Annotated in this window: 11 protein-coding genes; 9 read left to right on the top strand and 2 right to left on the bottom strand. The window is 41.8% G+C overall.

Features of this window, described 5'->3' with window-relative positions:
* The first annotated feature begins 240 nt into the window (after positions 1–240).
* A complete protein-coding gene (gene lysM / locus IP485_RS13385) occupies positions 241–750 on the top strand; it encodes a peptidoglycan-binding protein LysM (protein ID WP_194365176.1) in 510 nt (169 codons plus the stop codon).
* A 126-nt stretch (positions 751–876) separates the two neighbouring features.
* On the opposite strand, the gene queG is transcribed toward lysM, so the two are convergent.
* Positions 877–2,073, bottom strand: a complete 1,197-nt coding sequence (gene queG / locus IP485_RS13380; RefSeq protein WP_198327728.1) for a tRNA epoxyqueuosine(34) reductase QueG — start codon at positions 2,071–2,073, stop codon at positions 877–879.
* 205 nt (positions 2,074–2,278) lie between these two features.
* On the opposite strand from queG, the gene IP485_RS13375 reads away from it, so the two are divergent.
* Entirely contained in the window at positions 2,279–4,123 is a 1,845-nt protein-coding gene (locus IP485_RS13375; protein ID WP_198327727.1) for an NAD(P)H-hydrate dehydratase, read from the top strand.
* Positions 4,124–4,145: 22 nt separating this feature from the next.
* Here IP485_RS13375 and IP485_RS13370 read toward each other — a convergent pair whose 3' ends face one another.
* On the bottom strand, positions 4,146–4,640 hold the full coding sequence (locus tag IP485_RS13370) for a DUF4124 domain-containing protein (RefSeq protein WP_198327726.1): 495 nt from the start codon (positions 4,638–4,640) through the stop codon (positions 4,146–4,148).
* Positions 4,641–5,726: 1,086 nt separating this feature from the next.
* Here IP485_RS13370 and IP485_RS13365 point away from each other — a divergent pair.
* The 7 genes from IP485_RS13365 (at position 5,727) to IP485_RS13335 (ending at position 12,414) form a co-directional block, all read left to right on the top strand.
* Positions 5,727–7,439: an acetolactate synthase 3 large subunit gene (locus IP485_RS13365; RefSeq protein WP_198327729.1), complete on the top strand. Its 1,713-nt coding sequence runs from the start codon at positions 5,727–5,729 to the stop codon at positions 7,437–7,439.
* On the top strand, positions 7,439–7,936 hold the full coding sequence (gene ilvN / locus IP485_RS13360; RefSeq protein WP_194365181.1) for an acetolactate synthase small subunit: 498 nt from the start codon (positions 7,439–7,441) through the stop codon (positions 7,934–7,936). The genes IP485_RS13365 and ilvN overlap by 1 nt, the downstream gene beginning before the upstream one ends.
* A gap of 150 nt (positions 7,937–8,086) precedes the next feature.
* Entirely contained in the window at positions 8,087–9,103 is a 1,017-nt protein-coding gene (gene ilvC / locus IP485_RS13355; RefSeq protein WP_194365182.1) for a ketol-acid reductoisomerase, read from the top strand.
* 271 nt (positions 9,104–9,374) lie between these two features.
* Positions 9,375–9,800 (top strand): hypothetical protein, encoded by a 426-nt coding sequence (locus tag IP485_RS13350; protein WP_198327725.1) that lies wholly within the window; start codon positions 9,375–9,377, stop codon positions 9,798–9,800.
* 370 nt (positions 9,801–10,170) lie between these two features.
* Positions 10,171–10,383, top strand: coding sequence for a cold-shock protein (locus IP485_RS13345; protein WP_194365184.1), 213 nt, complete (start codon positions 10,171–10,173; stop codon positions 10,381–10,383).
* Positions 10,384–10,637: 254 nt separating this feature from the next.
* A complete protein-coding gene (locus IP485_RS13340) occupies positions 10,638–11,201 on the top strand; it encodes a DUF421 domain-containing protein (protein ID WP_198327724.1) in 564 nt (187 codons plus the stop codon).
* A 463-nt stretch (positions 11,202–11,664) separates the two neighbouring features.
* Entirely contained in the window at positions 11,665–12,414 is a 750-nt protein-coding gene (locus IP485_RS13335) for an electron transfer flavoprotein subunit beta/FixA family protein (RefSeq protein ID WP_194365186.1), read from the top strand.
* Positions 12,415–12,468 lie beyond the last annotated feature (54 nt).

Below are 12,468 nucleotides of genomic sequence, written 5' to 3'. Positions count from 1 at the left end.
TGTATTTCTCGCATCGACTCAATAGATGCGGTATTGTAACTATTATTTATGGCTTATCCAATTGAAGACACGCCCTAACATAAACTACGTCAATTAAACATTACTCAACATACTATTACTAGCTACTTCAACCACCTATGTTTATACTCATTTTGGTAAGTAGTAATAAAGCATGATGTAACTTAGATATATGCATCAATAAAAAGAACGATTAATAATAATATTTCAAGGAGTAGTTAAATGGGTATGTTCAGTTTTGCAAAAGATATCGGTGATAAGATTTTTAATCGCGATGATGCTAAGCATGACGCGGAAACAGAAACGAAAGCCGACGCCAGCACGCCAGTACAGAGTAGTGAGCCGTCAGCACAATCAGTTGCCAATATTTTATTGCGCCGCATCCAGCAGCAAAATCTCAATATTAGTAATCTGAAAATCAAATATAATGGCTCGACAGATACGGCAGAAATTAGTGGTAATGCTAAAACTCAGGCTGATCGCGAAAAAGCCATCATTGCTATCGGTAACGTACAGAACGTCGCAAAAGTTATTGATAATATCGACATTGAAGAGGATGCACCAGAGTCGACGATGTATACCGTGAAGTCTGGCGACAGTTTGTCTAAAATTGCCAAAGAAGTTTATGGAGCATCTGGTAACTACATGACAATCTTTGAGGCCAATAAGCCAATGTTGTCTGATCCAGACAAAATCTATCCAGGTCAAGTCTTACGCATTCCTAAGCCATAGTATTTAGACAATATTAAACCAGCATTTGAAATGACGTATTAGCATTTACATACAATAAGTACAACGCAAAAAAGCCTCTTAATCATTAAGAGGCTTTTTTAATGCATAATTTCACAGAAAGTTTTTTTATTGCGCTGCCAATTTATTCTGCTGTTCAAGCAACGCCCATTCGATATGATCATCAAGCATAGGGTTATGTATGCCCAATTTGGATTGCAGTTGTTCGACTGTCTCTAAGCTGGCATTTGCGTTGCCAAGTCCAATGGCAATATTTCGTAAAAAATTAACATAACCTGTGCGTCGCAATGGGCTACCTTGCGTATTTTTCAAAAACTCAGCTTCTTGCCACTCCCACAGCTCAAGTAAACTACTGCTATCAAGCTTGTGGCGCGGGGCAAAGTCATCGACAGTAGCCAGATTGGCATATCGATTCCATGGGCAGATAAGTTGACAATCGTCGCAGCCAAAGACCCGATTGCCAATCGCGCGCCGATACTTGGTATCAATAATACCGTCATGCTCGATAGTCAAATAAGAAATACAGGCAGCAGCGTTTAGTTGGTAAGGTGCTACGATGGCTTGGGTAGGACAGATATCGATACAGGCGCTACAACTGCCACAGTGCTCTTTAACAGGCGTATCATCAGGCAGCTCAAGGCTTAAAAACAACTCGCCAAGTACAAAGAACGAACCCGCTTGTTTATTAATTAGCAAGGTATGCTTTCCTGTCCAGCCAAGCCCTGCCGCATCGGCAATAGGCCGCTCAAAGATTGGGGCAGAGTCGCTAAAAGGTCTAAAGATAAATTCTTTTTCTGAGCCAATATTTAAATGCTGCCACTCAGGTAGCATGGCTTCGATATTCAGTGCCAATTGTTTTAGGCGACTTCGCATTGTCTTGTGATAATCGCGTCCTCTTGCGTAGCGCGCAATGATACCTTGATTGGGCTGATTATTATCCTCGACAGTGCGAGGCGTGGGCGCTTGGGTCAAGTAATCCATCCGTACGCTGATGATGGTCTTCGCGCCAACCACCAACTGGTCGGGATTCGCTCGCAGATGATGATTGTTGTGCATGAACTGCAATTGTCCCTCAAAGCCTTTATCAAGCCACTGCTGTAATTGATCCATTTGCTTGGCAAACAAAGGATGATGCACAGACAAGAATCCACAGTCAGCAAACCCTAATGCTTGTGCTTGTTCTGTGATCCATTGCTTCACATCCGACGCTGTTACAAACTCGATGGACGCTTTAACTGCAATCTTGTTTTTACTTTTCTCGCTTTTAACGGGCGTGTGCTGGGTAAGCTCGGTGGAATTATTCATGTCTGATCATCAGTGATTGTATTAATACCGCTATGATAAGCCAGTGAGTCATGAGCGCAAGTATAAAAGAACATAAACTTACCTGCATATTGATACATAAATGGATGCAAGGGTTTGCTAAGCTGATATCAAAGAATATAAGTTATATCCCAATATTATAAAAACATCAGTAAAAATAGCGAGACTTAAATAAAGGGGCTTAGTCATGAAAAATCAGCTGCACTTATCATCTGCCAAAAATACCAAGCCCATTGCGCTGTATAGTAGCGAGCAAATTTATGCGATAGAACAAGCATGGTTTGCACAAGGGTATGATAGCTTTGGATTGATGCAACAAGCGGCTTGGCAAATGACGCAGCAGATAGAACTGCTTTTTGAGAAAAAATATCTGAGCCATGACTCTTCGGCTAACAATGATGTTTATCATCGCAGTGCTTATTTGCCACGCGCAAGTATCTGGGTAGGAAAAGGCAATAATGGTGGTGATGGTTGGCTCATTGCTCATTATTTGCAGCAAGCCGGCTGGCAAGTGGAGGTCATAGCAGTAGGGTTTAGTGAGCATGACCTAATCGGACATCGCCAGTCAAAGACATCCAAGCAAGAGAATATAAGCAGTGATGTCGACACTGACGCTACAAAAGCACTAAAAATAGCACTGTCTGCTAATATTAACTATCAACGCTTTGAATCGTTTGATAGGGACAAAATTAGTGATGCTGAATTAAAAGCGATGGCTTTGCCAGCAGATATATATATCGATGCTTTGTTTGGTATTGGGCTTGACCGTGTACCAACAGGTATTCATGAACAGGCAATTCACGCGTTTAACCATGCCACTGAGCAGCACTGTGCGCTATCAGTGGCAGTTGATATTCCGAGTGGGTTGATAGCCTCTACAGGGCAAGTGTTCGAGCGCATAGCGATACAAGCTGATGTAACGCTATGTTTGATTGCGCGAAAAATCGGTCTACACACCAAAGATGGCACTGACTATAGCGGAGAGGTAATCGACATACCACTGTTCCCCATTCCACACTCACTATATCAAATAGCTGATCACTGTATAGCGCCTAACAAACCATTTGTACAAGACAACTCTCAAGTAGGTGTGCCAGTTGCCACCTTATTGACAGCGGCACACAGTATGAAGCCGCGACGCCAAAACAGCTATAAAGGCAATTATGGACATGTGCTGATTATCGGTGGCAATCGTGTCGATGGCTCTCAAGGTATGGGCGGTGCGGCAATACTTTCTGCAAGTAGTACGATGGCAACGGGCGCGGGGAAGATAACCGTTGCCTGTCATGAGGACTTCCATGGTGCCCTACTAACCTCATTGCCAGATGCGATGACCATCAACTTGCATGATGTAGACGGGGTACAGACGCTGATTGAGCAAGCCAGCGTCGTGGCTATTGGCATGGGATTGGGCCGTGATGAAAAAGCAAAAGCGCTATTTATCGATTATATACAGACTGCCATAGCAGAGCAAAAATCAATCGTGATTGATGCCGATGGGCTTTATCATTTGGCATCGCTGCACAGGTGTAATCATGTACTGGTAAAAGAGCTTCGAGAATATAGCGCCAATTATCGAGTCTGCCTGACACCGCATAGTGGCGAAGCGGCTAGATTACTCGATCAAAAAATAAGCGAGGTAGAGAGAGATAGGCTAAAAGCTATCAAACAGTTGGCCGATATTTATGGTGGCGACTGGGTGCTAAAGGGGGCAGGGTCATTGGTACTAGAGCAAATAGCAGGACAACAGCAAATATATGTATGCAATGTTGGCAATGCTGGTATGGCCACTGCTGGCATGGGCGATGTACTATCTGGAGTAATGGCTGGTCTGCTTGCACAACGAGACTTAAGTGAATTATCTCGTTGTCTACACCAAGCGGTGATGATTCATGGATTTGCAGGAGACATGCTGGTTAATCAAATATCAGGGAGCCATCATAGTCAGCAGCTTTTGGTTGGTCAGCGAGGACTGCAAGCTCAAGACATGCCAGCAGCCATTCGCCATGTGATGCAATTGATGATCAATTGATCACTATTATATATCAAAAAAGTTAAGTTGCAGCATTACCACAGTATTGGCTGATTGCTTGCTGAACCCGCTCGCGCTTCAGCTCGATTTCGCGACCATCCAAGTATTGACGTTTGCCACTGGCATCCATCTCATAAATACGTCCACCAACGTTTAAGTTGGTTAGGTTATTACGCAACGATTGACAGCGCTGAGCGTTCGCCTGAGCTTCTTGCTCTTTGATGCGCGTCTCAAGCGCTGCCACTCTTTGCTCTTCTGCACTAGGGGCGTTGCTCTGACTGGCATCTGTTTTGCCAGCTAATTGTCCTGCATTGTTCTGTCGACCATCACTACGAAACTCGATCAGCTCAATATTTTTACCGACCTGCGGGGCATGTTGGCTATATTTAACTTCACCATACGCTCCAATCGACTTATAGACTTGAATGGCCTGACTGGCATTCATAGACAGCATTAGCATACACGCGGTACTTGATAATAATTTGACAGCGGTGTGTATCTTAGACGCATACGCCATAGTAGCAATCCTCTTTTTTGGTCAAAAAACAGATGTGGTCAGTCTTATATAACTTGAATACGGTATCAGGCTTGAGTGTTCTAGTATTTATTTAGTCTGCTGAACACTAATAGCGCTATTATTTGCCTTTTTTATATCCAAATTATCTTTAACGAACGATATATGAAAGTAATATTTCGATGTCTTGGTGATAACGGTAACGTACTAGCACTTGATTCTAACAAATAATACTTATCAATGTATATTATTTAATAACCAATAGTTAGGGGTAGGGTTTATAAGTTTTTCTTGACAATACGGCGCAAACCACCGAATATAATAGCTGTTGATTGGTCAGTGAGCGGCTTTTATGATATTGCCGTGGCACTTGAAAATAAGCGCTATAAGTTGCTTATCGGTGACTTAAGAGGTTCTATTTTCTTTGTGATAATGATAGGGCGCAGGTAGTAGGTATGATGACTATTATCGATCGCTGTATCCATTGTCTCCGGACTTATCCGTCTACAATGACTGAGATAAACTTATTATTTAAAATGGCTAAATGCGAACATGCAGTGGCGTTAAACGAGATATAAACACATAGCTTTGTGGTTTCCTAAATCGACTTATAAGATTTAATATGCTTATAAATCAATATTGGCGACTAAAATATGGCTATCAATATTTATAAATCTGTCGCAATGATTCGCTTGATGTTGACTCGTCGTAATCCTTAATAATAAGTCTCTTCATAGATGCGCTCGCATCTTGTCATTATATATCGATAAATCTGTCACAAACCTGACCATACATATATTGCTGTATTTGAGTAATATGCTACCTCAAAAGGACGCATTGCTTGAGTATAATAGGCAGAAATTCTTGATATGGACAAGGATTGGCTGGTGTCAAATGAAGGTAAAATAATGCTGATATTGGATTATTTTGGCCCTAAGATACCGCGAATTCTCGCCGCAAAAAAAGGTGATGACAGTGACGCAAACCACGCAAAGTCCGAATATGACAGGACATACCCAAACGGGTAATGCCGCCAAAAATTTTGAAGAAAAGCAACAACGTCTGGCAGAAGGCAGTGCACAGCCTGTGATGCTATCGGGCGCTGAAATGCTGGTACAAGCGCTGACTGACGAAGGTGTCAAATATATCTTTGGTTATCCAGGCGGTGCTGTTCTGCACATCTATGATGCGCTATTTCAGCAAGAAGCCATTGAGCATATCTTGGTGCGTCACGAGCAAGCAGCTGGCCACATGGCAGATGCTTATTCACGAGTAACGGGTAATACGGGCGTCGTATTAGCCACATCAGGTCCTGGTGCAACCAACACTGTCACTGCTATTGCGACAGCCTTCATGGACTCAGTACCGATGGTAGTGATTGCAGGTCAGGTGCCAAGTAGCCTAATCGGCGAAGACGCTTTCCAAGAAACAGATATGGTCGGTGTGTCACGTCCTATCGTTAAGCATAGTTTCCAAGTGCGCCATGCTAGCGAAATTCCGATGATCGTCAAAAAAGCCTTCTATATCGCACAGTCTGGACGCCCAGGCCCTGTCGTCATTGATGTGCCAAAAGATATGACTGCCCCTAGCGAAAAATTCGCTTATGAGTACCCAGAAGAGGTATTTATACGCTCTTACCAGCCTTCACTTAAAGGCCACAGCGGTCAGATCAAAAAAGCGGTTGAGACTTTATTAGCCGCGCAGCGTCCTGTTGTATATGCAGGCGGCGGTGTGATTTGGAGTAAGGCTCACGAAGAGTTGACCGATCTGGCTCATCGTCTGAATTTACCAGTGACCAACACATTGATGGGTCTTGGTACGTTCCCTGGCTCAGATGAGCAGTTCTTGGGTATGCTAGGTATGCACGGTACCTATGAAGCCAATATGAGCATGCATCATGCTGATGTTATTTTGGCAGTTGGTGCGCGTTTCGATGACCGCGTAACCAATAACGTCAAAAAATTCTGTCCGAATGCAACGATTATTCATATCGATATCGATCCCACTTCAATTTCAAAGACCATTCTTGCGCACATTCCTATCGTTGGTGATGTAAAGTCTGTCCTAACTGATATGTTAGAAATCGTTGGTGAAGATAAGCAACTAGAGCAGCATGCATTGCTAGATTGGTGGTCACAGATTAATGAATGGCGTAAGCGTCATGGTCTGCGTTATGACACCAGTACAGACAATGGTATCAAGCCACAAAGTGTCGTACAAGCTCTAGATAAAGTGACTAATAGCAACGCTATTATCACGAGTGACGTCGGTCAGCATCAGATGTTTGCAGCGCTTTACTATACCTATAATGAGCCAGGACAATGGCTGAACTCAGGTGGTCTTGGTACCATGGGTGTTGGTCTGCCATATGCGATGGCAGCAAAGCTTGCTAACCCTGAGCGTGACGTGGTGTGTATCACGGGTGAAGGCTCTATTCAGATGAACATCCAAGAGCTATCAACGTGCCTACAGTACAATTTACCAGTCAAAATCTTGAACTTAAATAACGCACAGCTAGGTATGGTGAAGCAGTGGCAAGACATGCTGTATGAAGGTCGCCACGCCCAGTCTTATATGAACTCCTTACCAGATTTTGTCAAATTGGCTGAAAGTTATGGTCACGTTGGTATCAAAATTACTGACCCTGCGACCATGGAAGCACAATTGGCTGAAGCGATGGCAATGAAAGACAAACTGGTATTTATCGATGTTTATGTCGATCGTAATGAGCATGTGTATCCGATGCAAATCGCTGGACAGGCTATGCGTGATATGTGGTTAACAAAAGGGGAGCGTACCTAATGCAACAACAACATCTGATTTCGGTATTGATGGAAAACGAAGCGGGTTCGTTGTCGCGTCTAGTCGGCTTGTTCTCACAGCGTGGCTATAATATCGAAACGCTCAACGTCGCGCCTACTGACAACCCAAGCATTTCACGCTTGACGTTGACGACCATTACTTCACCTGAAAGAATTGAACAGATCACTAAGCAATTGCATAAATTGATTGAAGTGGTTAAAGTGCTTAATCTAACGGATAACGTACACGTTGAGCGTGAATTGATGCTGATCAAAGTACGGGCGACTGGCAGTATACGTGAAGAGATTAAACGCAGCGCAGATATTTTCCGTGCACAAATCGTCGATGTAAATGCCAACTTGTATACGATTCAAATCGTCGGTGACAAAGCCAAACTTGATGGTTTCATTGATGTGCTTGGACGTGAGCGTATTATGGAAGTGGTTCGCTCGGGTGTTATCGGTATTGCTCGCGGCGAAAAAACGCTTAGCATTTAGTCATTATTACGACTTATTTTGATCAAGAATTATTCTAATCAAGAATTATTTATCTAAATCAACAAAGCGCTTATCTTAGTTATTATATTGGCTATAGCATAAGCGTTTACTATCCATGGCAAGCCATGATTGAAGACAAGGACTCTATTTATGAACGTTTTTTATGACAAAGATTGTGATTTATCAATTATCCAAGGTAAAAAAGTTGCCATTATTGGTTACGGTTCACAAGGCCATGCGCACGCACTTAACCTACAAGAATCAGACGTCGATGTAACGGTTGGCCTACGCGCTAACTCAGGATCATGGAAAAAAGCTGAAAATGCTGGACTTAAAGTTTCTGAAGTAGAAGAAGCGGTAAAAGCTGCTGACGTTGTTATGATTTTGACGCCTGATGAGTTCCAAAAAGAGCTTTATAATGACGTGATCGAGCCAAACATCAAAGAAGGCGCTACGTTGGCTTTCGCTCATGGTTTCGCGATTCATTATAACCAAGTCGTACCACGTGGCGATCTTGATGTCATCATGGTTGCACCAAAAGCACCAGGTCATACTGTACGTTCAGAATTTGCCAAAGGCGGCGGTATCCCTGATCTTATCGCAATCTATCAAGATGCTTCTGGTCAAGCCAAACAATTAGCATTATCTTATGCTGCTGGTGTTGGTGGTGGTCGTTCAGGTATCATCGAAACCACGTTTAAAGACGAAACTGAAACCGATCTATTCGGTGAGCAAGCCGTACTTTGTGGCGGTGCAGTAGAGCTGGTTAAAATGGGCTTTGAGACGCTAACAGAAGCGGGCTATGCACCAGAAATGGCTTATTTTGAATGTCTACATGAGCTAAAGCTTATCGTTGATTTGATGTATGAAGGCGGTATCGCTGACATGAACTACTCAATCAGTAACAACGCTGAGTACGGTGAATATGTCACAGGCCCTGAAGTCATCAACGAGCAGTCACGTGAAGCCATGCGTAATGCATTGAAACGTATCCAGTCTGGTGAATACGCAAAAATGTTCATCTCTGAAGGCGCTACTAACTATCCATCAATGACCGCGCGTCGTCGTAACAATGCTGAGCATCAAATCGAAATCACTGGCGCTAAGCTACGTGGCATGATGCCTTGGATCGGTGGCAACAAAATTATCGATAAAGAGAAGAACTAATTCTTTTTATAGATAAATATCTGATTTAGAGTAAGTTGCCCGTGTTATCAGTAGATAGCACGGGTTTTTTATGTGCAATTTTTAGCAGATGTCTGTACCCTTGTATATCTTGGTTGAAAACGGGTAATCGTTACCCAATATAAACTGTCTCTCTAATATGAGCCGGCACCTTGGTATTGACCAAAGCGCTTTTACGATCAGTATTTGTCTCTGAATAATTAAGGCAAATGATTCCCATTCTTCTTTTCCTATAGATTACAGGTTGTATGTTGTGCAAATATCTTATTCAGACTGGCTAACGCCGCAATTCGTCTATGTTATTTTTAGCGCTGTGGTAGCAGTTTTAATTTGGATAGAAGGGGAGATGCTCAAGCAAACTGACGGCAAACTGCCTCAATCTAAATTTTTTAAATTCAGCTCACTCTTAGATACGATGTGGTTTTTTATCTCGGTGTTGATGTTATACGTGATTGAACTGACACCATTGGCCATAACGATTCCTGCAGCCTACGGTCTGTATACGACTTTTGGTTGGATATATGGCACAAAACTATTAAAGCGTAAAGGCATTCCTGATTCTCCAAAAGATCTCGTCATACCAGCCAAATATATCGCCTATAGCCAATCGTTCTCCTTAGTGTTTTTTGCATTATGTTTATTGGTACTCAGCTCAGCATGGTTACCGGTAGCACAGTAGGCACTATTAAAATGTGTATCCCATAATTTTCTATCTTATTTGGTTAGAGTGAGTATTTATCGCTAGATGATGAATGCAGATGGTCCAGAAAAATCTTTTATATCAATATGATATATGACGGTGTTCTGCCCATATTGATTCATAAAGACGGTTAAAACTTATTTACAAAAATCGTTAATTTAGACTGTTACCTGCATAGAAAACTGTTATAATCAGATTATACCAAGAGTGTTTGAGGGGAGAATTTTAAGTTTTCTTTAAGAATATCTTAAATTTTGAACCGCCGCATTTAGCACAAGATACTCAGGTATATATCAATTAATCGGTGATGACACAAGTCTCGCCAACAGTTAAAGAGTCAGGAAAATTTATGTCAGATAAAGTTGAAGGCACTGTAAAGTGGTTTAATGAAGCTAAAGGTTTTGGTTTTATCGCTCAAGACAATGGCGGACAAGACGTATTCGCTCACTACAGCGCTATCCAAGGTGGCGGTTTCAAAACCCTAGCTGAAGGCCAAAAAGTATCTTTCATCTTAGGTGATGGCAAAAAAGGCCCACAAGCTGAGCAAATCGAAGCACTATAATCTCATTCGTTATTGAGTAAACTGATTTTCAGTGAACTTAATGACAATTAGATTATCAATCTGCATTGATAGCTTTGTTTGTTAAAAAAATAAAAATACTGTACCTATTTTAAAGAAAAGCAACCTCTCATCAGGTTGCTTTTTTTGTGTCATTTTTTTGAGAAAAACAAAATGCTATTGATTTTTTCACCATCGTCGTCAACTAATAAAAGAGATTAATTCAAAAAAATAATAGTAATAGATAAGGAGTTGTTATGAAATGGGAGACTTGGCTTTCAATTGACTGGCAACAAGTTATAGGCATCTCTTTGTCGGCGGTTGGATTCTATATTGGCCTGATGCTCTTTACTCGGTTGATGGGTCTACGCAGTTTTTCTAAGCTATCGAGCCATGATTTTGCTATGACAGTGGGCATTGGTAGTATATTAGCTTCGACTGTACTGTCCGATAAGCCCTCTTTGCTGCAAGGATTGTGTGCTGTGGCAGTGCTGTTTTTGATTCAGGGCGTTGTCTCACTGATTAGACGTAAAGTAAAACCACTAAAAGCTCTGATAGACAATCAGGCGATTATACTCATGGCGCATGGCGAGTATTTCTCAGATAATTTAAAAGAGGCAAATCTAAGTAGGAGTGATGTGCAAGAAGTGCTGCGTAAGAACGGCATCAAAGCTAAAACTGAGGTGTTTGCAGTTATTATGGAAACGACAGGTGATATGAGTGTCATCAAGCACAACGATGTGGCACCTGACTGGTCACTTTTCGATGACATACGTGATAGTGAATTGTTAATTGATGCTAACAAGAGTGGCAAGCAATAAGACTTGGTTACTCAATCATTTTGAATAGTTAACTTCAAAGAGATAAATAATAACAAAATACTAAGTACGTCTAGCACACAGAATGTTATAAAGGTGCAGACGCTAAAGTAAATCAATCTAAGAAAATCACAACATTATGGACTTATAGAAGGTTTATTGTAGAGTGGTGACAAATTTATGACGCATTATTCACGGCAGTGTCTTGACCTTATGGGCCTGCTCACGCAAGATACATAGGTCTGATAATAACGGTTGGCTTAGCCTTAGCAGATTTATTATTATTTATTATCGAGAGATGCAGTGTTACTATTATTTTGATAATGGCCCATCTTTTTAATGAACAATATATTTGTTGATGTAGTAATAACCTTTAGCACAATTTTGAACGACAGTTTGAACAACGATGAACCTTTGGTTCTTAACTGATAATTTTTAATTCATAACATTAATAAACGAGGAACGTATGAAAGCATTAGTAGCGGTCAAGCGTGTCATTGATTATAACGTAAAAGTTCGTGTAAAAGCCGATAACTCTGGCGTTGATTTATCAAACACTAAAATGTCAATCAACCCTTTTGATGAGATTGCTGTAGAAGAAGCCGTTCGCCTAAAAGAAGCGGGCGTCATTGATGAAATCATTGTTGCATCAATCGGTCCTAAAGAGTCGCAAGAGCAGATCCGTGCAGCACTAGCACTGGGTGCTGACCGTGGCGTATTGGTAGTGAGTGATGAAAAACCATATCCGTTACAAGTGGCTAAGATTTTAAAAAGCATCGCTGAAACCGAAGGCACAGATATCATCTTGCTAGGTAAACAAGCGATCGACGATGACAATAACCAAACAGGCCAGATGCTAGCGGCATTGATGGGTATCGGTCAGGGTACGTTTGCATCAGAAGTGAAAGTTGAAGGCGATAAAGTAAACGTCACGCGTGAAATCGATGGCGGCCTGCAGACGGTTGCTTTGGCTCTACCAGCGGTTATCACCACTGACTTGCGTTTGAATGAACCACGTTATGCTAAATTGCCTAACATCATGAAAGCGAAGAAAAAACCACTTGATGAAAAAACGCCAGCGGATTTCGGTGTTGATATGACGTCTAAGCAAGAAATTATTAAAGTCGTGCCACCTGCTGAACGCAAAGCTGGTATTACAGTTGGGTCAGTGGATGAGTTGGTCGATAAGCTAAGAAACGAAGCAAAAGTCATCTAATTTTTAATGATTGGATACTTCGTTACGGCATATCAGGTACAGGGCTATATATCC

The organism is Psychrobacter sp. NG27 (genome assembly GCF_016106655.1).
GTDB lineage: Bacteria > Pseudomonadota > Gammaproteobacteria > Pseudomonadales > Moraxellaceae > Psychrobacter.
The sequence above is the reverse complement of the archived record's forward strand: the minus strand, read 5'-3'. Positions and strand labels throughout refer to the sequence as shown.

Excerpts from the sequence above, each read along its gene's own strand:
- lysM (WP_194365176.1), top strand. The coding sequence starts at position 241 with ATGGGTATGTTCAGTTTTGCAAAAGATATCGGTGATAAGATTTTTAAT.
- queG (WP_198327728.1), bottom strand. The coding sequence starts at position 2,073 with ATGAATAATTCCACCGAGCTTACCCAGCACACGCCCGTTAAAAGCGAG.
- IP485_RS13375 (WP_198327727.1), top strand. The coding sequence starts at position 2,279 with ATGAAAAATCAGCTGCACTTATCATCTGCCAAAAATACCAAGCCCATT.
- IP485_RS13370 (WP_198327726.1), bottom strand. The coding sequence starts at position 4,640 with ATGGCGTATGCGTCTAAGATACACACCGCTGTCAAATTATTATCAAGT.
- IP485_RS13365 (WP_198327729.1), top strand. The coding sequence starts at position 5,727 with ATGCTATCGGGCGCTGAAATGCTGGTACAAGCGCTGACTGACGAAGGT.
- ilvN (WP_194365181.1), top strand. The coding sequence starts at position 7,439 with ATGCAACAACAACATCTGATTTCGGTATTGATGGAAAACGAAGCGGGT.
- ilvC (WP_194365182.1), top strand. The coding sequence starts at position 8,087 with ATGAACGTTTTTTATGACAAAGATTGTGATTTATCAATTATCCAAGGT.
- IP485_RS13345 (WP_194365184.1), top strand. The coding sequence starts at position 10,171 with ATGTCAGATAAAGTTGAAGGCACTGTAAAGTGGTTTAATGAAGCTAAA.
- IP485_RS13340 (WP_198327724.1), top strand. The coding sequence starts at position 10,638 with ATGAAATGGGAGACTTGGCTTTCAATTGACTGGCAACAAGTTATAGGC.
- IP485_RS13335 (WP_194365186.1), top strand. The coding sequence starts at position 11,665 with ATGAAAGCATTAGTAGCGGTCAAGCGTGTCATTGATTATAACGTAAAA.